We start from the raw sequence: 26965 nt of genomic DNA, 5'->3' as shown, positions 1-26965 counted from the left end.
TGGCAATGTACGCCTTTATTTTTAATGCGTTGGGCCGCTGCCCGATTTATTTAGAAAAACCGGATCTTCTTCGCCATCTCCACGAATTCCCGGTTGTTCCGGGTTCTGGCGAACAGGTCCAGAACCTTCTCCACCGCGTCCTCGGGCTTTAAGGAGTTGGTGGCGCGATGGATGATGTCCACGCACTCCGCTTCCTCCCTGCTCAGCAGCAGATCGTCTCTTCTGGTGCCGGAGCGCAGGATGTCGATAGCCGGGAAAATCCGCTTCTCGGACAGCTTCCGGTCCAGCATGAGCTCCATGTTACCCGTACCCTTGAACTCCTCGTAGACCACGTCGTCCATACGGCTTCCGGTGTCCACCAGGGCCGTGGCCAGGATGGTCAGGCTTCCGCCCTCCCGCATGTTGCGGGCCGCGCCGAAGAAACGCTTGGGCATGTACAGGGCCGCCGGGTCAAGACCGCCGGAGAGCGTGCGGCCGCTGGGCGTCACGGTCAGGTTGTAGGCTCTGGTCAGGCGGGTGATGCTGTCCAGCAGGATCATCACGTCCCGGCCGTGCTCCACCAGGCGCTTGGCGCGCTCGATCACCATCTCGGAAACGCGCTTGTGGTTGCTGGCTTCCTCGTCAAAGGTGGAATAGATCACTTCCACGTTGGGGCCCACAATGGCCTCCTTGATATCCGTCACTTCCTCAGGCCGCTCGTCGATCAGAAGGATCATCAGATGCATGTCCGGGTGGTTGGTGGTCACCGCCTTGGCCACCTGCTTGAGCAGGGTAGTTTTTCCGGCTTTGGGCGGGGAAACGATCATGCCGCGCTGTCCCTTTCCGATGGGGGACAGAAGGTCCAGCACCCGCATGGCCACGGAAACGCGCTCGCCTGGGCGTTCCATATGCAGCCGCTTGTTGGGGAAAATGGGGGTCAGGTCCTCAAAATTCGGGCGGGTCTCCGTGGCGCTCAGCGGATACCCGTTCACGGTGCGGATGTAGAGCAGGGCCGCGAATTTCTCCGTGGCCGACTTCACCCGGCGGTTTCCGCTGATAATGTCGCCGGTTTTCAGGTTGAAACGGCGGATCTGGGACGGCGCCACATACACGTCGTTCTCGCCCGGCAGGAAGTTCTCGCACCGGATAAAGCCAAATCCGTCGGGCATTACCTCCAGGATACCGTTGGCCTCGATGCCGCTGTCCAGCTCCGCCAGGTCCTGATTGTTTAAACCCAGGGCGTCGCTCCTCATATCGGTGCGCTGCTGGCGCTCCTCACCTGAAGGCGCGCCGTAGGAGGGCGCTGCCTGCTGGGGCGCGCTCTGGCTGTTGTTGTAATACCGGTTCCCGCTGTTCTGGCCGTTCTTGTCATAGGGGCGGTTATTCCGCCTGGGATCCGCCATGCGGCTGTCCGTGCGGCCCTGGCGGCTGTCGTATACCACCGGCCCCCGGGGCTGGCGCTGGGGCTCCTGTGCCCGCGGGGCTGGCTGTGCCTCCCGGTCCTGGGACGCAGGCTGGGTGTTGTCACGGTCATTTCCGCGAGCGCGGTAGGTGTCGCGCTCATTGCCGCGGGACTGCTGAGAGGCGTCGCGGTAGGGCTGGGCGGAATCGCGGTCTGCGCCGCGGGAGGCCTGGGCCGTATCGCGGTCTGCTCCACGGGACTGCTGGGCCGTATCCCGGGGCGCCTGAGCCATATCACGGTCTGCTCCGCGGGATGGCTGAACGGAATCACGGTCTACTCCGCGGGACGCCTGGGCCGTATCCCGATCATTTCCGCGGGACGCCCGGGCGTTTTCGCGGTCTGCTCCGGCGGACGCGGGGGACGCCTCGGCGGCACGCTCCGCCTGCGCCGGCTTCACCTGGGGATTCTTCTCCGCCTGCTGGCACAGAAGCTCGATCAGCTCGGCCTTGCGCATGCTGCTCACGCCTTTTAAGCCCTGGGCCTTCGCCAGCTCGCGCAATTCCGCCACTGGCAGTGTCTCTAATTTCTCGCGCATATTATATCTCCTTATCATAGCATAACAAGCCGGTCCCCTCTTTGGTGGAACACAGCGTGGTACGAAACTATTTTATTAAAATGTCTTAGGTATGGGGGTTATTCCAGATATAAGAATCCATTTGGAAAAACGGACTACCGGCGGCAAGGAAACGCCGCCGGCCCATCCAACATAGCTATATTATATACTTCACCATTTAGAAATGTAAAGTTAAAATTGTCTTATTCCGTCCCTTTTATTCACATTTTCCGCAAAATGCAGCCGCAAGGCCCTTTAATCCTCCCTGAGCAGGCCGCCGGGCACCCTTCCGTCCGTGTCTCCAAGGCTGACGCCCAGGACTTTGGCCAGCAGCGGGCCCTCGTCCACCAGGCGCATGCTGCCGATTCTGGCCCCCGGGATAAAGTCCGGGCCCGCTGCAAAAAAGATCGTCTGGTAGTTCTCCTTGGTGGGCAGATACCCATGGGTGGCCGCGTGCAGGCCGCTGCCGTAGCCCGCCTGACGGAACGGCACGTCGCACTCGTTCTGGTAAAAATACCCGTCCCTTGCCTCCAGCATAAAGGCGCAGTCCCCGTTTGCCCCCATGTTCCGTATCTGGGGCTGCTCGAAAAACTGTTCCAGGCCGGAGCGCTCATCCTCCTTCCAGCGGCAGAGCAAACGTCGCACCTCCTCCGCCAGCTCCCGGTCCCGCCGGTTTTTCAGATAAATGTAGCAGGCCCCGTCGCACTCCCGGGCCAGCACCCGCCACTCCTTCACCATGCCCTTTTCCGTGGTCAGCCAGCCCTTGCGCCGGAACCAGTAATTGGGGTAAACCGCCATGGACACGTCCTTCTGGCAGTGGTCCCCCAGGATCACCACATTGGTTTTCTGTTCCCAGCCCATGCTGCCCAACAGGCTGAACAGCTCCCCCAGCCGCCGGTCATGGCGTCCAAGGGCGTCCTGAATCCCCGGAACCGTGGCCCCGAAGGTGTGCCGGTTGGTATCCACATCCGTCAGGTGGGCGAAGAGCACGTCCGGCTGGTAGCGCCTTAATGTATACAGCATACCGGCCTGCACGAAATTGTCCAGCTGCGGCTGCTTCACTCCGTCCACCATGTATCCGAACCGCCGGTACAGATCGACCTGATACCAGGGCGTTCCATTGGAAATGCTCACCGAAATCTGGTTCTCCCAGGGCTGGTTTGCCCACACCTCCGGCAGGTTGTAGCGAATCCGGGCCTTGCCCGTCACCGGCCAAAGGAGGGTTGCCACCTTAAGCCCGCTCCTGCGGGCCTCGTCGTACAACGTGGTCCCGTGGATGTAACGGCGCTGCCAGAACCAGTCCGGCTTGCGCTTCTCCGGCTGAATCTTGTGGTTGTTCACAATGCGGTGGTTTGCCGGGTACAGCCCGGTCATGATGCTGGTGTGAGCCGGGTAGGTCAGGCTGGGATACACGCTGACCACCCGCTCACAGCCCGCCGCCCGCTTCATAAAGGCCCGGAAATGGGGCAATGTCCTCATATACGGCAGATCGATGCTCCCCACTGCGTCCAGTGAGAGCACGATCAGCCGGTTTCTCTCTCGTCTCATCATGGTTCAACACATCTCCTGCTGTCTGCCCGCCCCTGCTGCGAATACCGTTCCCCGCCTACCGCGGTTTAAGTGTCCTCCTCCTTAAGCCAGGCCATGTGGCGGCGGATCTCCCGCTCGTACCCGTTGTCCGAAGGCTCGTAGAACACGGAACCCTCCATTCCGTCGGGCAGGTACTGCTGCTTCACGTAGTGTTTGGGATAATCGTGGGCGTACTTGTATCCCAGACCGTGCCCCAGCTTCTGAGCCCCCTTATAGTGCTTGTCCTGCAAATGCACGGGAACCGGCATGGTGCGCGAGGAAGCCACCGCCTCCGCGGCCGCGCCTACCGCCATGCAGGCCGCGTTGCTCTTGGGCGCGGTGGCCACGTAGGTCACCGCCTGGGACAGGATGATCTGGGCCTCCGGCATGCCGATCCGCTCCACCGCCTGGGCCGCGCTCACCGCCACGGTCAGGGCCTGCGGGTCCGCATTTCCCACGTCCTCGGAGGCGCAGATCATGATCCGCCGGGCGATAAACTTGATATCCTCCCCGGCGTAGAGCATCCGCGCCAGGTAATAGACCGCGGCGTCCGGATCGGACCCCCTCATACTCTTGATAAAGGCCGACACCGTGTCGTAGTGGTTGTCCCCATTCTTGTCATAGCGCACCACCCGCTTCTGGATACACTCCTGCGCCACCGCCAGATCGATATGGATCTTGCCGTCCGGCCCCCGCTCCGTGGTCAGAATACCCAGCTCCACAGCGTTTAATGCCGCCCTGGCGTCCCCGTTGGCGGTGTCCGCCAGAAATTCCGCCGCGTCGTCCTCGATCACCGCGTCGTAGGTGCCCATCCCCCGGTCCCGGTCGTACACGGCCCGACGGATCAGCTCCCGGATATCCTCCTTCTCCAAGGGCTTCAGCTCAAAAATACGCGACCGGGACAGCAGCGCCCCGTTCACCTCAAAATATGGATTTTCCGTGGTTGCGCCGATGAGGATCAGCGTTCCGTCCTCCACAAAGGGCAGAAGATAGTCCTGCTGTCCCTTGTTGAAGCGGTGAATCTCGTCCACAAACAGGATGGTTTTCTTCCCATACATGCCCATGTTGTCCTTGGCCGCATGCACCACTTCCTCCATGTCCTTTTTGCCGGCCACCGTGGCGTTGATCTGCCGGAAATCGGCGCTGGTGGTGTTGGCGATCACCTTAGCCAGCGTGGTTTTTCCCGTGCCCGGAGGACCGTAAAAGATAATGGAGCCCAGCTTATCCGCCTTGATGGCCCGGTACAAAAGCTTGTCCCTGCCCACAATGTGCTGCTGTCCCACCACCTCGTCCAGCGTTTTGGGGCGCAGCCGGGAGGCCAGAGGCGACTCCGATTCCATCTTGCTCTCCCGCATATAGTCAAATAAATTCATATCCATTTCGCTCACCGTCCATTCCGCGGCTGTGGAAAAATCCCCACCACCACGCCGTATTCAGCGGGCAGCCCCGCCATCGCCTGATCCATGGCCGATTCCACCACCAGAACTTTTTTCGCGCCCACCTGGTAGAACACGTCCTCGTACACCTTCCGCTCCACCTTGGTCAATGTGAGCGGCACGCAGACCGCAATCCGCGGCTTGAAAAACAGATGGCGCCGGCAGCATTTCCTCACAAAATAGCGGAACACTTTCGCGGCCAGCTCATAGTCGGCCACCACTCCGTCCTTTAACGGGCTGACGATCTCCACAAGTTTCTCCATCTGTTCCGCCACCGGATCCTGCGCCAGCTGCAGCGCCTCCCGCCCCAGGGCCAGAATGCGGTCCCCGCAGAGGGCCACCGCCATCTGCTCGGTAATTTCCACGGAATCACGCGCTCCGTACAGCCGGATCAGCGCCGGCTCATAACCGTTTATAAGCTTATTTTCCACCATCGCCTGTATACTCTCCTTACTCCCCGTCTTCCCGGTTTCCGGCCGCGTACTCGCCCGGGCAGATATCCATCACGCACCGGACCGGCTGGATCAGAGCATCCTCGTACTGGCAGCGCCACTGGACCTCCTGGCTCATATTCCCGTTCAAAAGCCCGTCGATGGTCTCCCCGCTGCGGACCGGCGCGTTCCGGTCAAACAGATAGGAGGCAACGTTGTAGGCGTGGTTCACCACCCGGTTGGGATCCAGGCCGTGGAAATGGTACTGCACGTCCGGCAGCCCCACCGCGTACATGCCCAGGGTGTCCACGATCTGATCGTCCGTCCCCTGAATGTTGAAAAATCTGGCGTTCACGCCAAAGTACACGAACCGGTCCTCCCGGGAAACGCCGTGCTCCCGGACCATTTCCGCGGTAAACAGCTTGCCGGCCGGCGCAATCCAGACCGCGGTACAGTCCGGATACAGCTCCATCGCCGCCTCCAGCCAGTCCATCAAAAGCTCGCAGCGCTCTTTATACTCCAACCCCGCGGACATCATATCAAAAATGGACACCTGATAGCGGCAGGAATCCAGAATCTCCCTGCCGTTTTGCACATCCCAGAGCTGGCTCCTGGCAAAATCGTCGATGGTGTCCTGCTTAAATTCTCGGACCTCCGTCATCACCAACTGCGCCGGGACCACTCCGTCCTTGTAGGTAACCGGATACTTCTTCACCGCAAAGGAGATCAGTCCCGGCCCCGGACACACCAGGTCCACATCGCCGAAGCGCTGGTTCAGCGCCCGACCGATGGCCCCGTTGTCTGGCTGCTGCGGTTTCTCCACAAACAGCAGATGCATAAAGTATGTATTTTGAAATTCCGCCTTATCCTGTGTGTTTTGCTGAAAATTTCCAGGTTTTTCCATCTATCGTCCTCTCCGGCGGCAGTCAAGGCTCTGTTTCGCAGTGAGCCGCCTTTTTGATCAATCGATCAGTACCTCGTCAACCGTAACAAAAGTATATCCCTGCGGCGTCAGGGTGTCAATGATTTCCAGCGCCGCCTCCACGGATGTGGGAAAAATATCGTGCATCAATATAATATCCCCATCCTTCACATCTTTCAAGACGCGCTTCACGATTTTCTGCCGGTTCTGGAGCTTCCAGTCCAACGAGTCAACGGACCACAGAACGGTGGTCATATCCACCTTGCACTCCAGATTATCATTCCAGTCCCCGTACGGCGGGCGCAGGTACTGGGGCCGCTCCCCGGTAATCTGCTCGATCATCACGCTGGTCTGGTCCACCGCGTCGCAGACCGCATTTTCCCCGGCCTTGGTCAGCTGAATGTGGCGGTAGCTGTGGTTGCCGATCAGATGGCCCTCGTCCTTCATGCGGCGCACCAGGTCCTCGTTTCCGGGGATGCTCTCCCCCATCAGGAAAAAGGTCGCTTTGACTCCGCGGGCCTTCAGTCCGTCCAGCAGGTCCTTGGTGCACTCCTTGTTGGGCCCGTCGTCAAAGGTCAGCGCCACGCACTTGACCCCGTTTCCGCGCTTTTCGCTCACAACGCCGTCTCCCGGCCCCGCATCCGCCGGCAGGCCTGTATCCGTTGGTTGGCCGTCCTCCGGCCGGCCCGGGGCGTCATTGGCTCCTGCGGCGGAGACAAAGCGCTCCAAGACCGGATTGCCGCCGCCAAAAGCGGGCAGCTTTAAGATCCCCAGCGTCCACAAAAGCGCCGCCGCCAGCAGCAAATCCATACCGGCTATTACTGCCATAAGCCTCAGCTTCTTTCCCATCTTCCCGGTTCCCCGCTTCCGAAATCCTATATTCTATCTTCCAATATATGATTTGGGGGGTGGTAAAATGCATGGGGAATGGGATTGCGGGGGGGGGGGGTATGAGAGGGACATGGGGTGGTTTGGTATGGGGGGATTCTTATGTTCAGATTGCTGGAATTCGCTGGCCGTCCTAAGGAATCCACCGGGCTCTGCCCGGTACCCCTTAGGACAAAAATCAGGCTGCACGCGTTTTCTCCACGTTTCGCAGCCTGATCTCAAACCTCTATCTTATCTCAATATCCCGATTGTCCATCCACGCGCCTCAGACGCCCGGGCCTCCGCTTACGCCGGTTATGACCGGAGCGTCATTTGTCCCGCTCTGGCCTGCGTCCGGACTGCTCTGGCTGTCGGGGGATTCGTTGGAGGCTTCGCCGCCCTCAGCCGGCGGCTGCTCGACAAGGCTTAAGGCTCCGCTGCCGTCCGCCGTGTAGTTCACGCCGTCCACCGTCACCTCGGTGTTCGCCGCCATGCGGCCCTGATCGTCCAGATAATATTTCACGCCGCCCACATCGGTGATTCCGGTGGCCATGTGGCCGTTTCCGTCGAAATAGTACCAGATGCCGTCGATGCTCTGCCAGCCGGTGACCATCTGTCCGTCCTGGTTAAAGAAATACCAGGAGCCGTCCATATCCCGCCAGCCGGTAGCCATTGCGCCGTTGCCGCGCATGAAATACCAGTGTCCGCCGTCCTGCAGCCAGCCGGTATGCATCACGCCGTCGCTGTTGGAATAATACCTGGAGCCGTCCGCGTCGATCCAGCCCTTGGCCAGAGCGCCGCTGCCGTCCAGATAGTACCACTTGTTGTCCTGGTTGGTCCAGCCCGTGGCCATACGCCCGCTGTCCTCCAGGAAGAAGCGTTTGCCGCCCTCATCCAGCCAGCCGGTACGCATCACGGCGGTGTCGTGATCCATGAAATACCAGGCCCCGTTATCGTTCACCCAGCCGGTGGACGCCGCGCCGGAGCTGCCCAGGTAATACCATTTACCGTCCTGATCCTTCCAGCCGTACTGCATCTTTCCGGTGCCGTCGTCCAGATAATAGCGCTTGCCGGACTCCGTAAACCAGCCCTTCTTGGCAAAGCCGTCCCCATCCATGTAGTACCAGCCGTTGCCGTCGTTGATCCAGGTGTCCTTCTGCATGGCGTGGTTCTGATAATAGTAAGTGTTCCCGCCGATGGTCCGCCACAGGTTGGCCGGTATGACGCCGGAGAAATCCTTAAACTGGAAATCGATGTCCACATTGCCGCCGATTCCGTTCACCGCGCCGGTGCTGGTGGCCTGCCACATCACCGGTGAGGAGTAGGTATACATCGCATTGTACCGGGCCACCCACACCGGATAATTCATCAGGGACATATCCAGCTTGTTCTTCAGCCAGTTTTCATTGGCATAGATAATCGGATAATACCCTGCGTCCTTGATCCGCTGGCAGAACGCGTTTGCAATGGCCGCCAGCTCCTCCTTGGAGAGCACGCCCTGGGTGCTGTCCTCCATGTCAAAGGCCACGGGGTAGGAAACCGGGTAGTCCTTGATCAGATCCAGGACAAAATCCGCTTCCTGGACCGCCATCTCGGGGTTGAGCGCCAGAGAGTAGATGTACACGCCGACCTGAATCCCCGCGTCGTGGGCCTCCTGGATATTCTTGTGGAAATACGGATCCACCGCGCCCTTGGAACGCGTCCCCAGCATGACGAAGGAAACGTCGTCCGCCGCCACCTGCCGCCAGTTCACATCCCCCTGCCAGCGGGAGACGTCGATTCCCCGGTGCAGCACGTTGGGGATGGGAGTGCCGTCATGCATCTGGTAGACCCCGCCGACCTTCCGCCAGGCGTTGGGGTTGGCACTCTGAGCCGCGTTACCGGAATTACTGCCGGAATTACCGCTGGTATTGCCGCCGGAGCCGCCGCCAGCCACACCGGGCCCGCCAGGCCCGCCGGACGTGACGGCGGACGTCACCCCGCTCTCGCCCGGCCCAATGGCCCAGGCGGTCCCGGTGGGCAGGCCGGTCATCACCACAATCATACCCGCCAGAGCCGCCCCCTGGCAGCGCTTCACCAAGTGTCTCACATTCTTCATAATGTTCTCCTCTTTTAGTCAGTGTACGAGTCCTTGTATTTATGCAATCGCCCGCAGGCAAAGCCAGCGGCCCATTGTATTCAAATAAATGGATGTCCTCTGAATCCTCCGGGGACATCCACTTTTCTCTGAAACGTTCTGAGACCTATCTGGGGCCGTCTGTTCTTCCCGGCTCCAGGACGTCGTTCTTATTGGACGGGCTGTTTGAAGATCCGCCGGAGGTTGGTCCATTGGAACTGCCGGACGGCGAATTATTGTTCGAAGAACCGGAACCGCCGGGGCCGTTGTAGGAAACGGAATTGTTGCCCGAGGAACCAGAACTGCCGGAACCGCCGGGGCCGCTGCTGGAACCCGAACTGCCGGACGGGCTGTTGTTATTGTTGCTGCCCGGACTCTGGGCGGAAACGCCGCCTGCGTTCTGGCAGACGCCGCTGGAATTGAAGGTGTACTGAGTCCCGTCGATGGTCAGCGTGGTGTTGGCCGCCATCTTGCCCGTGGCGGGGTCAAGATAATAATACTGGCCGTTCAGCTGAATCCACTTGGTCATCATATGGCCGTTGCTGCTGAAATAATACCAGGCGTCGCCGATCTGCTTCCAGCCCTTGGACATCTTTCCGTTGGTATTGTCCATGTAATACTTGTTGCCCTGGCTGTCGGTCAGCCAGTCGATCAGCATCCGGCCGTCCGTATTCAGGTAGTAGTAATCGCCGTCCACGTCGGTCCAGCCGGTCATCATCTTGCCGTCCGTGCCGAACAGGTACCAGGCGTCCTTGATATTCGCCCAGGCGTTCACCACGCACTTGCCGTTGCTCTGGAAATAATACCAGGCGTTGTCCATCTCCCGCCAGCCGGTGCCCATGGAGCCGTCGCCGCGCATGTAGTAATAGTCCACATCGTTGTTGCCGCGGTCAATCTTCAGCCAGCCGGTCACCATGGTGCCGTCGTCCAGCATGTAGTACCATTTATCATCCGTATTCACCCAACCGGTGGCCATCAGGCCGTTGGGTTTGAAGAAATACCATTTTCCATCAATCTGTACAAATCCGGTGCTCATGTATCCGGTGGATAAATCCATGTAGTAATAGCCGTCGCTGGTGTGCACCCAGCCCTTGCGGGTGGCGTTATTCTCCACATAGGTCCATTTATCACCTGATTTGGTCCATCCGTCCGCATAGGCCGTGAATGCTGATCCCAATGACATCACGCTGATCAGACCGGCGGCAGCCAGCGCCATAAACTGTTTTCTGTGTACCATTTGTCATCCTCCTCATACATCATCCGAAACCCACTCCGGCTCACAGAGCCAGTCTCACATAATTCTGATTATAGCACAGCCCTACTGCAAAATGGTAACATTTTTATTACAATTTCCGTAATTTCCTATAATATTTTTTCGCGTAGCGGTACATGATGATCGTGTATTCGCCGAACTCGTCGCCCAGCACGCTCTTGTAAACCGCCCACAGACTCCACAGAAAACCGCCAAGGGCCGCGTAGGCGTAGGTGGCGAATTGCTCCTCCCCGGAAGGTTCCCGTTTCAGATAAATCCGAAGCAGATGATCCAGCTGCTCCTCGTCGTAGTAGGAATAAATCGCGCACATGGCCACGTCGATCATGGGGTCGCACATCCCCGCGTACTCCCAGTCCAGCAGCTTTACCTCTCCATTTTCCAAAAACAGGTAATTGTCCACGTTGGCGTCGATGTGGGACAGGCATTTCTCCCGGCCCATGCCGTCCAGACGGTCCATCAGCCAGTTCATCCACTCCCGCACCTCCTCGTAGTCCTCGAAGAGAATGCCGCCGTGGCTTTTACACAGCTTTTCATAAAATTCGATGCGCTCGCGGATATCAAAATCGTGCTGAACCCTGACGCCACTAGTATGCAACTTTCGCAGCATTTCCATGCACTGTTCCAGGTCTCCCCAGTCTTCGGAGGAGGCGTTGCGCGCGCCCTCGTAAAAGTCCGCGATCTTGTACCCTGTCTCCGGGTTCAAATACAGCAGATGCTCTGTGATGCCCAGCGGCGTCACCGCGTCGTAGACCTGCTTCTCCTGGACGCGGTTGACCAGCAGCTGGGTTCCAGGTCCCGGGATCCGGCAGATGCAGTGCTTGCCCTTCACCTGGAACAGGAAGGACTTGTTGGTCATCCCCGATTTCAGGCAGCGGATGTCCCGAATCTCGGACTCCGGCACCTCAAATACCCTGGACACCAGCTTTAGCGCCTCGTTGTCCGAGTGGTTCTGATACTTGGGGTCAAAGAGCCGCAGCTCCTCCAGGTTCTCAAACTCGTACACCTGATGTTCCGGCTGGCGGTTGATATCCATCTCAATCTCACCCCAGCGCTCCGGGCTCACCCCGGACTCCTTCGCGGCCCGCTTAAGAAGCTCCGGGTCCTCCGCCGCCAGACGGTTTTTGGCCTCCCCGTCCAGCATGTCCGCCAGCACCTGTTCCCAGTAGAACTGCTCCGTCCCCGGCGTCTCATAGTAAGCCTTTAAAACCGGCATGAATTTTGCTGTGAACTCCCTCGAAAAGTAAGCCGGCCCGTACATCACCCAGGCGTCCCTTCCGCCGATTCGCACGCCGGTGATCCGCCCCTTCTTATTATAAGACAGGCACCATTCCCTGGTCTCGCCCTTCTGAAGCTCTGAGGAATACCAGGCCCCGCACTCGTAGGCGTGGTACATATTCTCCCGCAGCCAGTTGTCCGAGGCCAGAAGGTACATGTTGCGGCCCTCCAGCACCTTGGCGGCGCGGTAGATGGTGGTCAGGGTGTTTTTGCTGGAATACTCGGGATTGTACAGCAGCTTCACGTCGTACTTGTCGATCAGATACTCGAATTTCTCCTTCAGATACCCCACCGTGATGGTGATGTCCCGGATTCCCGCCTCGTGGAGCTGGCGAATCTGGCGCTCGATCATGCGCTCCCCGAACACCTCCAACAGCCCCTTGGGCGTCTCAAACGTCAGGGGGACAAAACGGGAGCCGAATCCCGCGGCGATGATCAGAGCCCCGTCCACCTTGTACGGCTCCAGCAGCTTCCGACCTTCTTCCAAAATTTTCCACTTCCGTGAGGCGTTGTCCGGTCCGTCCTCCGCGATCAGCCCACGACCCACGCACTCCTTCACCAGGGAATTCACCGTTCCCAGGGATACGTCCAGCTTCTGCGCCATCTCCCGCTGCGTAATATCCGGCTGTTCCAGCACAGCCCTGCATATAAGTCCATATCGATCCATCCGCTTGTCCCCTCACTTTTGTTCAATTTATCTCATTTTTAAAAATATATGAACATTATAACACGATCGACGAAAAATGCAAGGGGAACGAAAATTCCGGCAGATATTCTCTGCCGGAATCGGGCCGCTCCCTCTTACCGCTTAAAACGCTGGGAGCGGAATTCAAACATATTTTCAAAAAACGTGAGTTCCGGCTGCGGCAGGAGAAAGGACGGCCTACTGACGCTGCAAGTCTTATTCCACTGATCCCGCACCTGTTCCACCGCCGCCTCCTCCTCAGGTTCCAGCTTCCATAATTTGTAAGCCACGCTCACATGAAACCCGTAGGAATCGTGGTCCGGGAATCGGATTCCCAACAGCTCCGACAGCTCGCTACGGTATTCTTCCATCCGCTTCCGATCCGTCTCCGCGGCCGGCCCGAAGCGGACGATGATGATGTCCCGCTCTGTGTCAACCCGGTCAAAAACCATTTTCACCTGCCCCAGGGGTTTTGCCCTGGAAAACTGCTGCTCAAAAAACACGTCCGTTTCCTCCAGAGGCGTTTCCAGGCTCAGGTGACGGCTCCACAGCTCCGCCTTGCGGTCCTCGTCGCAGACGCCCTGAATGACCGTCATATGAAAGCTGTGCTCCGGGAGAAACGCGTACTTGCTCCCCTGGACTTCGCGGAAGGACCGGCTGATCCGGCTGATCAGAGGATAAATCTCCGAATCCCCGTGCAGCTTGCTGATGACCGTATTGCCCGGAAAGAAACGCACGCTTCCGTCCGGATTAAATTTTCTCCCGATATTTTTTGTCTCAATCCGTTGTTCCATATTCCCTTTCCCTAACCTTTCACCGCCCCGTCGGCGATTCCTTTAATAAAATATTTCTGCATGGACAAATAGAGCAGAATCGGCGGCACGATGGCCAACAGCGCCGCGGCCGCCCCCGCGTTCAGATCCGAGGCATTTTCGGTAAAGAACGAGGCGATGGCCAGCGTGATCGTCCTGCACTGGGATTTCTGCAAAAAGTACAGTTGAAACGCGTAGTCATTCCAGATGTAGACGCTGGTCAGAATGACGACGCTGGCGGTAACAGGCTTGAGCGCCGGCATAACCACGCGGTAGAACACCCCGAACCTGCTGCAGCCGTCGATCAGCCCCGCCTCATCCAGTTCCCGCGGTATGGTGGCGATGAAATTGGTGAACAGGAAAATGCTGATCGGCAGATTGTACGTGACCGAAACCATAATGATGCCCCAAAACCTGTTGATCCCGCCGATTGCCACCATCGTCTTGTACAGCGGCACCAGAACGCTCAACGGCGGCACCATCATCACCGACACGATAAAACTCAGAATCAACCGGTTCATCTTCGTCTTCACCCTGGAAAGCGGGTAGGCCGCCATGGCTCCCACCAGAACGATCAGCACGACCGCGACCACCGTTATCAGCAGCGTGTTGAAAACCGCGTGCACAAGGTTGCCCTTGGCCAGAGCTGTACTGAAATTGTCCATCTGGAGGTATCCCGGCATTTTCCAGCGGGAGCTGGTGTCCATCTGCCGCTTCAGCGCCACGGAGACGAGAATATAAAATGGGATAAAATGGAAAACAACGATTCCCAGCGCCGCAGCCGTTTTCCACCAGGTATTTTTACGCGCCTTTGTCAATTCAATTCCACCGCCTTTTTCTCAATGTAACCGCGCACCACCACGCTGACGAACATAATAAACACAAACGTAAACAGCCCGATGGCGGCGGAATAACCCGCGCTCTGATTCTCAAAATAGGTATAATTGATCAGGGTCTGCAGCGAATGGGAGGCGTAGCCCGGTCCTCCCCCGGTCATGGAAACCACGATGCCGAACAGCTTCAAACCGCCGATCAGGTTCAGGATAATGTTCGTGGCCAGCGCCGGCAGCAGCTGGGGCAGGGTGATGTAGCGGAACCTCTGCCACGCGCCCGCCCCGTCCAGGGACGCCGCCTCGTAGTAATCGGTGGGGATACCGTTCAACCCCGCAATAAAAATAATCATGGTCTTGCCCACATACTGGACGCCGTTGATCAGCGTGATGATCACCACGGCCCTGGCCCCCTGGGCCATCCAGTCCAAAGGCTCCGCTCCCAAAAGCAGCATGATGTCGTTCAGCGCTCCCTGGTCGTACTGCACCATAAAATACCAGATGTAACCCGCGATCAGCTGGGATACCATCACCGGAATGTAGATGACCGTTCTGGCAAAGGTGCGCCCGCAGAACCGGTCCTGAAGCAGCAGGGCGTACAGGAGCCCCAGGCCGGTCTGGATCAGCGCGCTGCCGAAGCCGTAAACCAGGGTGTTGCGAAACGCTGTGTGGAACATCACATCGGTGAACAATTTCCGGTAATTCTGCAGGCCCACGTATTTATAGGTCTGGGAGTACCCGTTCCAGTTGGTCAGGGAAATGTGGACGCCCTGGATCAGCGGGTAGATCACAAACACAATCATCAGCGCCACTGCCGGCAGGTACATCAGGCAGAGCCCTCTCTCGGAATTGACCTTCCGCATAAAATGTGTATTCACTCTACAGCCCTTTCTCACTCGTTATTCTGCTCACGGAATTTGATATAGTCCTCCCCCATCATCTGACAGGCTTTATCCACATCCACGTCCCCTGCGATCAGCGCAGAGCCCACGGTTTTCATAGTGCTCCACATGCCGTTGGGCAGGTATTCCCGGTCAAATTTGGGGAATACACGGGAATCCGCATATTTCTCGTAGCTCTCGTTGACGACGCCCAGATTGCCGGTGGCCCCTTTCATGCTGGCCGGCATGCCGCTGGCGGTGGAAACCTTCTCAATGTTCTCTTTTTCCGCCATAAAACGCAGCAGTTCGAGGGCCAGCTCCTGGTTGGGACCGTCCTTCCACACGCCGTAAGCTTCCCGCTCTCCGCCCAAAAGCACCGGCTCGTCCTCCGCGGAGGCCGTGGGCACGGGCATCATGGCCAGACCAGCGTCCGCCATGGTCGCGTTGTTCTCCAGCGCAAAGAGCACTTCCCCTCCTGCCAGTTTCTGGGGAATCGTGATGGGATCCGCGGTCTGATAATCCTTATTCAGATACCCGGAATCCCGGAGTTTGGTGATCAGCTGGAACACCGGCGCGTAATTGGCCCAGTCAAAGCTTCCGTCCTTCAGCTCGGCCCTGTAATTGTCCGCCTCGTCGGTGATCAGATAGGTGGGGGACACGGTGTTAATCACGCCTGCCAGCTTGCCCGGATCCTTCCCCGCCAGATACACGGGGGTGTAACCCTGGTTTTTGGCCTCCTCGCATGCATCCAGGAACTCATCCCAGGTTTTGGGAACTTCCTTTCCCAGCTTTTCCAGCAGGTCCGCGTTGTAGACGATCCCCGACTTGTCCACGTTCATGGGCAGGGCGTAAATCTGCCCTTCGCTGTCGCTCATAACCGGCAGAATCTCCTCCACCAGATCGCCGTACCACTCCTGATCGTTTAAGGGGCGCAGATACTCGCTGTAGCGGTTGACCGACCAGCCGTGGGTCGCGAACAGGTCGGGAAGGTCGTTGGCCGCCATTTTCGCCTTCATCAGCTGTTCGTAGTCCTTGCCCTGGCTGCTGTACTCGATCTCCACCCCCGGGTTCTCCTCCATAAACCTGGCAAATACCTCGTTCATCGCCTCAAATGTGCCGCCGGAGGCGTTGGTCATGATCACCAGCTTGCCGGTCAGCTCTCCGGCCCCGCCTTCCTCCGTTGTACCGGCCACGCTCTGTCCGGTCTGAGCCTGTCCGGCCTGGGTCTGCGCCGCCGTCTCCTGGGTATCGCCCGTTTTTGCCCCGCAGCCGGCCAGAAGCGTCATTGCCCCCGCACAGGCCAAAGCCCGCCATAACCATGTTTTTTTCATTTTCATAGCCCTCCTGTTGTTTACTTTTACCGTTGTTTGGATGAACAAATTGTAGCACGGGCGTTCCCGGACGGAATATTTCATTTCTACGGTCCGATTGCCAAAATCTACAAAATCCGCAAATTGATTGAAACGGCTGTCCATTTATACTAGAATTATTTTATTCATTAGACGGAGGTCTGCCACGATGAAGCGACTTAAGACGCCCAAATTTTCCTTCAGCCTGATTCTCAACTTTTTGATCAGCACCCTGATCCCGTTTGTCCTGGTCACCCTGCTGATCGCCAACCTCTACAAATACAATTATACCCGGGATGTCTTTAATCTGGTAGACAATTCGCTGGTGTCCATTTCCCAGAACATCTATCTGTACCTCTCGGAGCTGGACCGCGCCACCTTGACTCCCTATTACAATGAGGACTTTTTCGCCACCTTAAAGCACATCAAGGAGAGCTCCGGCCGCCAGTCGGTCCTGGAACAGGCGCAGCTGGAGAATTCCCTGGGTTACCTCATGAGCTTTATCCGCTACACCAGAGAGGATATCGCCGGTTCCATTATTGTGGCGGGAGGAGACTGCATCTACAGCACCACCAACATGGTGGACAGCTCCGTGGACCCTGACTATCCGTTCTCCGAACAGGAATGGTACCGGGAAGCCCTGGCCTTAAAGGGCAGGCCCCTGTTCGTATCCCCCCACAGCCAGGATTATTACGTTCCCAACACGAACCCCCAGGTCATCTCCGTGGCCAGGGCCATCGTCAACCTCAGGACCCGGCAGCCCCTCTGCGTGATCAAGGTGGACGCCAACACGGTGATTTTCGAGAAAGTCCTGCAGGATATCGTCTTTCATGTGCCCTCCACCGTGATTGTAACCGACCAGTCCGGCCATGTGGTGTACAGCACCCTGCCGGTGGACGGCCTGGACGAGGCGGACTTAAGCCGGGACTCGGTTAAAATAAACTACGGCGGACAGCCCTATCTGAAGCGGTCCCAGCCGGTCCGGGACTATGGCTGGAACGTGCACGTGCTGTTAAAGGAATCCGCGGTCAACTCCAACATTTTTTATATTTACGCCACCGCCTTTCTGCTCTACCTGGTGGGCCTGCTCACCGCCCTGGCCTTCTATTTCTGGCGGTCCAGGCGTCTCATCCACACGGTGGACACCATCAACGGCCTGCTGGAGCAGATCCAGAACGGCAATTTCAAGGCCCGCTACACGCCGGACAGCCCCAACGAGCTGAAGCTCATCATCGACTCCGTCAACTACATCGCGGAGATGCTGGAGGAGCGGATGGAGCGGGAATATCAGATGGCGATGGAGCAGAAAACCTTTCAATTCAAGGCGCTGCAGGCGCAGATCAACCCCCATTTCCTGTTCAACACCCTCAACAGCTTTATCGCGCTGAACCAGATGTCCATGCGAAGCGAGCTGGAATCCGCGATCTATTCGCTGACCCGGATGCTGCGCTACAGTCTGGGCGAGGGGTCCACAAGCACCGTAGCCCAGGAGCTGGAATTTTTGGAAAACTACTGTATGCTGCAGAAGCTGCGCTTCCAGAAACGCCTGGAGTACCGGATTCAGTATGATCCCGACACCGGGCAGACCCGGATTCCCAAGCTGCTTTTGCAGCCTCTGGTGGAAAATGCGATTATCCACGGAATTGAGCCGTCCGGCCAGAACTGTCACCTGAATCTGTCCGTGTTCCGTCTCTCGCCCTCCCGGATCATGATCACCATCGAGGACGACGGCATCGGCTTTGACCAGGAAATGACCACAAGGCACATGGGGCTTTCCAATGTCGCCAAACGCCTGACGCTGATTGACAGCCGCAACTGTATGGAAATTGAGAGTTCTCCGGGAGAGGGAACGATCATCACACTTGAGATACAGACAGAGGAGCCCCATGAAATTTCTGATTGCTGACGATGAACAGCTGGTCCGTCTGACCATTCGGACCATTTTGAACAATTACGGTATCGAGAACGAGGACATTTACCAGGCCGGTACCGGGCAGGAGATGCTGGCCGTGCTGAAGGAGCGCCGGGTCGACCTGGCTTTTGTGGACATCCGCATGCCGGGGATGACCGGCCTTGAGGCGATCCGTCAGAGCATCGCCCTGTCCGGCCGCACCTCCTTCTACATTCTCACCGGGTATGACCGCTTTGAGTACGCGCGGGAAGCCATCTCCATCGGGGTGAAGGATTTTCTGCTCAAACCGCTGGAAACGCAAACCGTGGAGGAAATTTTAAAACGGGAGCGCGCCCACCAGGAGAGCGCCCGACGCCAGAAACGCAGCGAATTCGCCTCTCTGGTGTCCTCCGCCCTGCTGACCGGTTCCGGGAGCGCCTCCTCCGCGCTCCGCTGCCTCCCCTGCCTCTGCACCTTTGACCGGCCGGCCAACGTGGACCTGGAATTTTTTTACCGCTGTGAGGACGTTTTCACCTCCGTCCACACCGTGATCCTGCCCTTTCCCAATATGTCCTATGTGGTGTTCTGCTCCGCCGCGCCCGTTTCCGAGAAACCGCTGCTGGCGCAGATTCACACCCTGTTTTCCTCCACCGCAGAGTCCCGGGGATGGGAAACCGCCTCGGCCTTCTGCTTTTCCACCTCAGTCTCCCCCGCGCAGCTGGCCGAAGCCTTTTCCACGCTGAAACGCTACGCGGCCGTGCGCCTGACCCACGGGCTCAGACGGTTCTACACCGTTTCCCCGTCCCACCCGCCGGTGTCCGGCAGCCGTCTGCTCCCGGCCGTCCTGATCCTGCAGCTGAAGGACGACTATTTGGACGGCTCCTATGTGGATTATGTCAATCATCTGGAACAGCTCACGGCAGCGCTCAAAAACGCGCCCGATCTGTTCGGACGCGCCTCCCTGCACCATATCAACACCTGGCTTTCCCTGTGCTTTGCCAGGCCGGAAACGCCCCTGGACTCCCCGGAAGGCTTTTACCGGCATTTCCAGGCCCTGTCCCGCCATCTTTTGTCCCCCGGCGAGCAGAAAATGTCCTCCATTGAGACCATCATCCGCTACACGGACGACCACTACACCGAGGACATCTCGGTCAACGGCCTGGCCGACCAATTTGGGCTCACCCCCAATTATCTCAGCGCTCAGTTCAAGCGGGAGACCGGGATGAAATTCACTGACTACGTCACCGGACTGCGTTTGGCGCAGGCAAAAAAACTGCTGATAGAGTCGCCGCTTCAGGTAAAGCAGATCACCTCCCGGGTCGGCTACTACACCACCAGCCATTTTATCAAGGCCTTCGTGCGCCGCGAGGAAATGACGCCTCTGGAATACCGGAACCGGTACAAAACTGCGAGACCGGAGGAATAACCGGCAAGCGCCAGCGGCCCGCTGCATCCGGCAAAAATCGCCCATGACAGCGGGTGTGACCGCAGTCATGGGCGATTTTTCTTCTTTTATTATAAATGGTTCACTATACCTCGAAAATCAGATCCCCGTAGCTGGGCATGGGCCACAGATCCTTATCCACAATCATCTCCAGCCGGTCCGCCGGGGCGCGCAGCGCTTCCATGGCGGGGGCCACAACACCGTGGTAAGCCTCGGCCTGCTCCCGGCCACCGCCCATGGCGGAGGCCTTATCCGTAGCCTCGATCAGGGCTGCCAGGGCAACCTTCATATCGCTGAGCAGGTCGGAGGCCTCGGTCAGAAGCTCGGTCTGCACGCTCACGTCCGCCTCCGGGCAGGCGTTTCGCACCGCACAGATGGACCCGGCCAGCTGGGTGGTATACTTGATCACCGCTGGGATAATCTGCTTGCTGGCCATGTCAATCATGGTCCTTGCCTCAATGTTCACGGCCTTGGAGTAGCCCTCGTACTCCACCTCGGCCCTGGATTCCAGCTCCGCTCTGGTGAACACGCCGAATTCCTCGAACAGCTTCACGGCCTTCTCCGTGGTCAGGGCCGGGATGGCCTCCACCATGGAGCCCAGGTTGGGCAGGCCCCTGCGTTCCGCCTCCGCGACCCATTCTTTGGAGTAGCCGTTGCCGTTGAAGATCACCCGGCGGTGTGCGGACAAAGTCTCCTTGATCAGGTCATGGACGGCCATGTCGAAGTCGCCGGCCGCCTCCAGAATATCCGCCGCCTCCTTGAACGCCTCGGCCACAATGGTGTTGAGCACCGTGTTGGGGCTGGCGATGGAGTCGGAAGCGCCCACCATGCGGAACTCGAACTTGTTGCCGGTGAAGGCGAAGGGCGAAGTTCGGTTGCGGTCCGTGGCGTCCTTATCCAGGTCCGGGAGAATGTTCACGCCGGTTTTTAAGGTGCCGCCCTTCTTGGAGTGGGTGGCCTCGCCGGTGCTGCACAGCTGATCGATCACGTCCTCCAGCTGCTCGCCTAAGAAAATGGAGATGATGGCGGGCGGGGCCTCGTTGGAGCCTAAGCGCTGGTCGTTACCCGCATCCGCAGCGGATTCCCGCAGCAGATCCGCGTGGATGTCCACGGCCTTGATAATACAGGCCAGCACCAGCAGGAACTGGATGTTCTCGTGGGGGGTGTCGCCGGGGTTGAGCATGTTGGTGCCGTCGTCCCCGGTCAGGGACCAGTTGTCGTGCTTTCCGGATCCGTTCACGCCCGCAAAGGGCTTCTCGTGCAGCAGGCAGGCCATACCGTGGCGGCCGGCCACCTTTTTGAGGGTCTCCATCACAATCTGGTTGTGGTCCACCGCCAGGTTGACCTCCTCGTAGATGGGGGCCAGCTCGTGCTGGGATGGGGCGGCCTCGTTGTGCTGGGTCTTGGCGGGCACGCCCAGCTTCCACAGCTCCTTGTTCACCTCGTTCATGTAGGAGCCGATGCGCTCGCGGATCACGCCGAAGTAGTGGTCCTCCAGCTCCTGGCCCTTGGGCGGCATCGCGCCGAACAGGGTCCGGCCGGTGTAGATCAGGTCCTTGCGCTGCATGTACTTGGCCCGGTCCACCAGGAAATACTCCTGCTCCGCTCCCACGGAGGGGGTCACGCGCTTGGCCGTGGTGTTGCCGAACAGCCGCAGGATGCGCAGGGCCTGCTCGTTGACCGCCTGCACGGAGCGCAGCAGCGGGGTTTTCTTGTCCAGCGCCTCGCCCTTGTAGGAGCAGAAGGCGGTGGGGATACAAAGGGTCACGCCGATGGCGTCCTCCCTCAGAAACGCGGAGGAGGTGCAGTCCCAGGCCGTGTAGCCTCTGGCCTCAAAGGTTGCCCGCAGGCCCCCGGAGGGGAAGGAGGAGGCGTCCGGCTCGCCCTTGATCAGCTCTTTCCCGGAAAATTCCATGATCACCCGGCCGTCGCTTGGCGCGGAGATAAAGGAATCGTGTTTCTCCGCGGTCACGCCGGTGAGGGGCTGAAACCAGTGGGTATAATGGGTGGCTCCCCGCTCGATGGCCCAATCCTTCATGGCGTGGGCCACAACGTCGGCGATGCTGGGATCCAGCTCCGCTCCGTCCTCGATTGTCTTCTTCAGTTTCTTATAAACACTCTTTGGAAGGCGGTCCCGCATCACGGCATCGTTAAATACGTTCCTGCCGAACATATCGGTCACATTCATTACCTCGCTCATCGATTGTTCCATCCTCTCTCTATCTGAATCCGCGGTGTCCTGTTCCCGGGCAATCGTCCGCAGGCTGCGCCGGCCCATTACCCCGGTCATTAAGAAAGCGTCCTCCCTGTAGAGAGAACGCCTTCGTTCTTTAAATAAAATAAACCATTTCCTATCAAATTGCAAGAAAATCTTTTATAAAAAACCGCATTTATTTTAATACGTTTTATTAGCTTGGCTAATTAATTCAAGCCTTGCCAACGGAACCGAACAGCTCCATTTTCTCCTTGACGGTGGCTTTAATCGCCTCAGCGCCGGGAGCCAGCAGCTTTCTCGGGTCAAAGCCCTTGCCCTGCTGATCCTTGCCGGCCTCGATGTAAGCTCTGGTGGCGTCCGCGAAGGATAGCTGGCACTCGGTGTTCACGTTGATCTTGGCTACGCCCAGGCTGATGGCCTTCTTGATCATATCCTCCGGGATTCCGGTGCCGCCGTGCAGTACCAGAGGCATGTCGCCAACGGCGTCCTTCACCTTGGCCAGAACGTCGAAGTTTAATCCCTGCCAGTTGGCCGGATATTTGCCGTGGATGTTGCCGATACCGGCAGCCAGGAAATCGATGCCCAGGTCCGCGATGGCCTTGCACTCAGCGGGATCCGCGCACTCGCCTGCGCCCACAACGCCGTCCTCCTCGCCGCCGATGGAACCCACCTCGGCCTCTAAGGACAGACCCATTGCATGGGCGATCTTCACCAGTTCTCTGGTCTTCTCAATGTTCTCCTCGATGGGATAGTGGGAGCCGTCGAACATGATGGAAGAAAATCCGGCCTTGATGCACTTGTAGCAGCCGTCGTAGGTGCCGTGGTCCAGATGCAGAGCCACCGGAACGGTGATGTTTAACTCCTCCATCATGGCCTCTACCATGGCCGCAACGGTCTTAAAGCCGGTCATGTATTTTCCAGCGCCCTCGGACACGCCCAGAATCACCGGGGACTGCAGTTCCTGAGCCGTCAGCAGAACGGACTTGGTCCACTCCAGGTTGTTGATATTGAACTGGCCTACCGCATACTTGCCTTCTCTTGCTTTCTCGAGCATTTCTTTTGCTGCAACTAACATTTATATACCCTCCTTAAAATTATTGTTATATATTTAACATTCTCAACCATTATAGCAAACCTGCCCTGAAAAGGGAAGGGCAAATTATCAAATCTTTAAAATCCCTCTCACCGTGTCCTTCATCCGGTCCACGTCGCACTCCAGGTTATGGCGGATGGGCGCGGTGCGGATCTCCTCCACCGCCTGGGGAACCGGCACGCCGGACAGGCTGCTGAGGGCGTCCACAACTGCGAACTCGTCCATAGCCGCGGTTTCGTCCGCGTTCCCGTTCTCTCCCGCGCTCTGAACGGCTTCCATCACGCTGCGGGAGAACTTGAAGGGACTGGCCGTGGAGGCGATCACCGTCTTAGCCGTATCCTTTGTTCGATTTACATAGTCATAGTAAACGGCTGCGGCCACGCCGGTGTGCGTGTCCACCAGATATCCGGTGTCCCTGAAAATACGGCGGATTGTTTCTGCGTTCTCTTTCTGGCCGGCATATCCGCCCACAAAGTCCTCCATAAACCGGCGCATCTCATCGGTCACGGTGTAGCTGCCTTTCTCCGACAGCTCCCGCATCAGGGCTGCGCTCACGGACGCGTCGCTGCCCGCGCTGAGATAGATCAGGCGCTCTAAGTTGCTGGAGATCAGAATATCCATGGAGGGGGAGTTGGTCAGGATAAACTCCCGCTTCCGGTCATAGGTGCCTGTGGTGAAAAAGTCGTACAGGACCTTGTTGTCGTTGGAGGCGCAGATCAGGGTCTTGATGGGAAGTCCCAAACGCTTGGCAAAATAGGCGGCGAGAATGTTGCCGAAGTTGCCGGTGGGCACGGTGACGTTGATCTGCTCATCTTTTTCAATTTCACCGTTCTCAAATAGTTTGGCATACGCATATACATAATATACGATCTGCGGAACCAATCTTCCTATATTAATAGAATTGGCAGATGAAAACTGGAACCCGCGATCCGCCAGCTCAGCCGCCAGATCCTTGTCCGCGAAGATCTTCTTCACGCCGGTCTGGGCGTCGTCGAAGTTGCCGTGAATGGCCACCACGCTGGTGTTTTCGCCCTTCTGGGTGCGCATCTGCAGCTCCTGGACTTTACTTACGCCGTCCTTGGGGTAGAATACGATGATCCGGGTCCCGGGCACGTCCGCAAATCCGGCCATCGCCGCCTTTCCGGTATCCCCGGAGGTGGCCGTGAGAATCACAATCTCCTGATCCACATGATTTTTCTTCGCCGCGGTGGTCATCAGGTGGGGAAGAATGGAAAGCGCCATGTCCTTAAAGGCAATGGTGCTGCCATGGTACAGCTCCAGGAAATAAGCCCCGTCCGCCTTAGCCAAAGGCGCAATCTCTTCCGTATCGAACTTGCTGTCGTAAGCCTTTTCGATACAGCCCTTTAACTCCTCCTCCGTAAAATCCGTCAGGAACAGCTTCATCACCTCGTAGGCCGTCTCCTGATATGTCATACCGGCCAAACGCTCCACCGGAACGTCAAGCGCCGGAATCATGTTGGGCATGAACAGGCCGCCGTCATCTGCCAGACCCTTTAAAATCGCCTGGGAAGCAGTCACTCCAGCCTCGCCGCCCCTGGTACTCTGATAGGATAAACTCATGCTTTTTTCCTCGCTTTTACCATAAAATCTCGATGTTTATTGATTTCGTGTAACTGTTCAGCAGGTCCGCGCACTTGCTGCGCTGATCGTACGAAAATCTAAGCTTACAGGCAAAAATCCCATCGACGTAGCCGATTTTAAATGGATTTTTGCTCTGCCCGTATCTGTGAAGGTGCTGAACAGATACGATTTCATTATACATGATCTTAGCATATTTAAGTCATGGGTGCAACTGAATAATTGTGAGCCCGTCCCACCTTATTAAATGAAGTCACAATGCATTAATTGTGGTCCTGACAATAAAAAAGTTGTATATTTTTCGAAAAACTATTGACTTTTAAAAAAAAACAGAATATAATCTGTTACATCGCAGGAGCAAAGTGCTCCGAACAAGTACGATCTGTGACAGCAGACAGAGAACTCAACAAAATTAAGGAAGCACGGTGGGCAAAGGCGCTCAGGAATTCTAGGGAGAGATTGCGGATTCTTTGGGTGTTTTTTTATACCCATTCACCGGTTTCCCGACCATAGCAAAACGATAGAAAGGTGGTACAGAGTATGATCCAGGTAAAAAATCTGAAGAAAAATTTCGGTGATTTGGAAGTGCTTAAAAACATCAACTTAACGGTGCAGGAAGGCGAGAAGCTGGTGATTATCGGACCGTCCGGAAGCGGCAAGAGCACCCTCATCCGCTGCATGAATTATCTGGAGGAGCCCACGGCCGGAGAGGTTTACATCAACGACCAGAGACTGACTCACAAGAACCGCGGCGAGATGGCCCGCAAGTATTCTTCCATGGTGTTCCAGCAGTTCAACCTGTACCCGCACATGACCGTGCTGCAGAACCTGACGCTGGCTCCCATCAAGCTGCAGAAGGTTCCGAAGGCCGAGGCGGAAGCCGAAGCCATGAAGTATTTAGAGCGCGTCGGTCTGGCCGACAAGGCGGACTGCTATCCCCAGAACTTATCCGGCGGCCAGCAGCAGCGTGTGGCCATCGCCCGCGCCCTGTGCACCAAGCAGAAACTGATCCTGTTCGACGAGCCGACCTCCGCTCTGGACCCTGAGATGGTTCAGGAAGTGTTGGACGTTATGGTAAACCTTTCCAAAGAGAACATCACCATGGTCTGCGTGACCCACGAGATGGGTTTTGCCAAGCAGGTTGCGGACCGCGTCATTTTCATGGACGACGGCACCATCGTGGAGGAAGGGACTCCCGAACACTTCTTCGAGAATCCTGAGAACGAGCGCACCAAAGCGTTCCTCAGCAAGATTCTTCACTAATTTTTCACCAATGATCACAGAGCCCTCAGGGGACAAAGGTTTCAAAGATATCGCCGGGCAACCGGCGTTTTCTAAAACGTAATAAAAGAGGAGGACACAATTATGAAAAAGAATCTTAAAATGAGCGCTGCCATCTTAGCTGCCGTTATGGTGATGGGTTCCCTGACAGCCTGCGGAGGCTCTTCCAGCGATCCCACCACCGCTGCCGCTAAGGACACTACCGCCGCTGCCGCAGACTCCGGTTCCACTGCCGCTGCAGATTCCGGTTCCGCCACCGGCGACGTGACCGCGGATGTTCAGAAGATCATCGACGCAGGCGTGTTAAAGGTTGGCGTCAAGACGGACGTTCCCTGCTTCAGCCTTCAGAATACCGCCACCGGCGAGTACGAGGGCCTGGAGGACGATCTGGCTTACAACATCGCGGGCAAGATCTTCGGCTGCACCCCCGACGAGGCCAAGGAAAAGAAGCTGGTTGAGTTCCAGGGCGTTACCGCCAAGACCAGAGGTCCTCTTGTTGAGAACGGCGAACTGGATATGGTAATCGCCACCTTCACCATCACCGAAGAGCGCAAGGAGACCTACAACTTCTCCACACCGTACTTCACCGACGCCGTTGGCCTGCTGGTTCTCAAGGATTCCGGAATCAAATCCATTGAGGATCTGGACGGAAAGGTAATCGGCGTTGCACAGGGTTCCACCAGCCAGAAGGGCTTCGAGACCTACATTGCGGAAAAAGGAATCGACGTGAAACCCACCTTTGAGGAATTTGACGGCTATCCCGCACTGGCTGCCGCTCTTTCCGCAAAGAACATCGACGTATTCTCCGTGGACCGCGCGATCCTGGCCGGTTACAGAGACGACACCAACATGCTGCTGGACGACCGCTATGCGGAGCAGGATTACGGCGTTTGCACCAAGAAGGAAAACACCGGACTTGCGGAACTGGTTGACGGCGTTGTCACCGATTTAAAGGACAGCGGCAAATTAGCAGAAATGATCAAAGAATGGGGAATCGAATAA

20 protein-coding genes are annotated in these 26965 nt (G+C 57.5%); 4 read left to right on the top strand and 16 right to left on the bottom strand.

What is annotated here, in order from left to right:
• Positions 1-50: 50 nt before the first annotated feature.
• The 13 genes from rho to ACK2JC_RS17040 all read right to left on the bottom strand — a co-directional run bounded on the left by rho (position 51) and on the right by ACK2JC_RS17040 (position 16422).
• Positions 51-1976 (bottom strand): transcription termination factor Rho, encoded by a 1926-nt coding sequence (gene rho, locus ACK2JC_RS17100; protein WP_320937135.1) that lies wholly within the window; start codon positions 1974-1976, stop codon positions 51-53.
• 273 nt (positions 1977-2249) lie between these two features.
• Positions 2250-3545 (bottom strand): ectonucleotide pyrophosphatase/phosphodiesterase, encoded by a 1296-nt coding sequence (locus ACK2JC_RS17095; protein ID WP_092363889.1) that lies wholly within the window; start codon positions 3543-3545, stop codon positions 2250-2252.
• 65 nt (positions 3546-3610) lie between these two features.
• On the bottom strand, positions 3611-4936 hold the full coding sequence (locus tag ACK2JC_RS17090; protein WP_227167309.1) for a replication-associated recombination protein A: 1326 nt from the start codon (positions 4934-4936) through the stop codon (positions 3611-3613).
• 11 nt (positions 4937-4947) lie between these two features.
• Entirely contained in the window at positions 4948-5433 is a 486-nt protein-coding gene (locus ACK2JC_RS17085) for a rod shape-determining protein (RefSeq protein ID WP_107434193.1), read from the bottom strand.
• Positions 5434-5449: 16 nt separating this feature from the next.
• On the bottom strand, positions 5450-6334 hold the full coding sequence (locus tag ACK2JC_RS17080) for a DUF4261 domain-containing protein (protein WP_118756285.1): 885 nt from the start codon (positions 6332-6334) through the stop codon (positions 5450-5452).
• Between the two features lie 57 nt (positions 6335-6391).
• The gene (locus tag ACK2JC_RS17075) at positions 6392-7201 is read right to left on the bottom strand and encodes a polysaccharide deacetylase family protein (RefSeq protein WP_320937137.1); all 810 of its coding nucleotides are present in this window, start codon (positions 7199-7201) and stop codon (positions 6392-6394) included.
• 304 nt (positions 7202-7505) lie between these two features.
• Complete coding sequence (locus ACK2JC_RS17070; RefSeq protein WP_107434190.1) at positions 7506-9317, bottom strand: GH25 family lysozyme; 1812 nt, start codon at positions 9315-9317, stop codon at positions 7506-7508.
• A 145-nt stretch (positions 9318-9462) separates the two neighbouring features.
• Positions 9463-10572 (bottom strand): cell wall-binding protein, encoded by a 1110-nt coding sequence (locus ACK2JC_RS17065; RefSeq protein ID WP_320937138.1) that lies wholly within the window; start codon positions 10570-10572, stop codon positions 9463-9465.
• A 106-nt stretch (positions 10573-10678) separates the two neighbouring features.
• Entirely contained in the window at positions 10679-12550 is a 1872-nt protein-coding gene (locus ACK2JC_RS17060) for a phosphotransferase (RefSeq protein ID WP_320937139.1), read from the bottom strand.
• 134 nt (positions 12551-12684) lie between these two features.
• Positions 12685-13362, bottom strand: coding sequence for a DUF1868 domain-containing protein (locus ACK2JC_RS17055; RefSeq protein WP_107434188.1), 678 nt, complete (start codon positions 13360-13362; stop codon positions 12685-12687).
• A gap of 11 nt (positions 13363-13373) precedes the next feature.
• A complete protein-coding gene (locus tag ACK2JC_RS17050) occupies positions 13374-14198 on the bottom strand; it encodes a carbohydrate ABC transporter permease (RefSeq protein ID WP_092363860.1) in 825 nt (274 codons plus the stop codon).
• A complete protein-coding gene (locus ACK2JC_RS17045) occupies positions 14195-15088 on the bottom strand; it encodes a sugar ABC transporter permease (RefSeq protein ID WP_308053726.1) in 894 nt (297 codons plus the stop codon). The genes ACK2JC_RS17050 and ACK2JC_RS17045 overlap by 4 nt, the downstream gene beginning before the upstream one ends.
• Positions 15089-15102: 14 nt before the next feature.
• Positions 15103-16422, bottom strand: coding sequence for an ABC transporter substrate-binding protein (locus ACK2JC_RS17040; RefSeq protein WP_320937140.1), 1320 nt, complete (start codon positions 16420-16422; stop codon positions 15103-15105).
• 187 nt (positions 16423-16609) lie between these two features.
• Between ACK2JC_RS17040 and ACK2JC_RS17035 the strand changes: the two genes are divergently transcribed.
• Positions 16610-18346, top strand: a complete 1737-nt coding sequence (locus tag ACK2JC_RS17035) for a sensor histidine kinase (protein WP_320937141.1) — start codon at positions 16610-16612, stop codon at positions 18344-18346.
• Positions 18327-19757, top strand: a complete 1431-nt coding sequence (locus ACK2JC_RS17030) for a helix-turn-helix domain-containing protein (protein ID WP_320937142.1) — start codon at positions 18327-18329, stop codon at positions 19755-19757. Before ACK2JC_RS17035 ends, ACK2JC_RS17030 begins: the two co-directional genes overlap by 20 nt.
• 103 nt (positions 19758-19860) lie before the next feature.
• Here ACK2JC_RS17030 and ACK2JC_RS17025 read toward each other — a convergent pair whose 3' ends face one another.
• The 3 genes from ACK2JC_RS17025 to thrC all read right to left on the bottom strand — a co-directional run bounded on the left by ACK2JC_RS17025 (position 19861) and on the right by thrC (position 24664).
• Positions 19861-21975 carry a glutamine synthetase III gene (locus ACK2JC_RS17025; RefSeq protein ID WP_092364079.1) on the bottom strand — a complete coding sequence of 705 codons (2115 nt, stop codon included), beginning with the start codon at positions 21973-21975 and terminating at the stop codon, positions 19861-19863.
• Positions 21976-22201: 226 nt separating this feature from the next.
• Positions 22202-23065, bottom strand: a complete 864-nt coding sequence (gene fba / locus ACK2JC_RS17020; protein ID WP_320937143.1) for a class II fructose-1,6-bisphosphate aldolase — start codon at positions 23063-23065, stop codon at positions 22202-22204.
• An 87-nt stretch (positions 23066-23152) separates the two neighbouring features.
• Positions 23153-24664: a threonine synthase gene (thrC, locus tag ACK2JC_RS17015; RefSeq protein ID WP_320937144.1), complete on the bottom strand. Its 1512-nt coding sequence runs from the start codon at positions 24662-24664 to the stop codon at positions 23153-23155.
• Between the two features lie 558 nt (positions 24665-25222).
• Between thrC and ACK2JC_RS17010 the strand changes: the two genes are divergently transcribed.
• Both ACK2JC_RS17010 and ACK2JC_RS17005 read left to right on the top strand, forming a co-directional pair.
• Positions 25223-25945, top strand: a complete 723-nt coding sequence (locus ACK2JC_RS17010) for an amino acid ABC transporter ATP-binding protein (RefSeq protein ID WP_007706198.1) — start codon at positions 25223-25225, stop codon at positions 25943-25945.
• 102 nt (positions 25946-26047) lie between these two features.
• Positions 26048-26965 (top strand): transporter substrate-binding domain-containing protein, encoded by a 918-nt coding sequence (locus ACK2JC_RS17005; protein ID WP_320937145.1) that lies wholly within the window; start codon positions 26048-26050, stop codon positions 26963-26965.

Origin of the sequence: Enterocloster lavalensis (assembly GCF_046603895.1) — a bacterium.
Classification (GTDB): Bacteria; Bacillota; Clostridia; order Lachnospirales; family Lachnospiraceae; genus Enterocloster; species Enterocloster lavalensis.
Note: the sequence above shows the minus strand (reverse complement) of the source record. Positions and strands in the feature narration are given on the sequence as shown.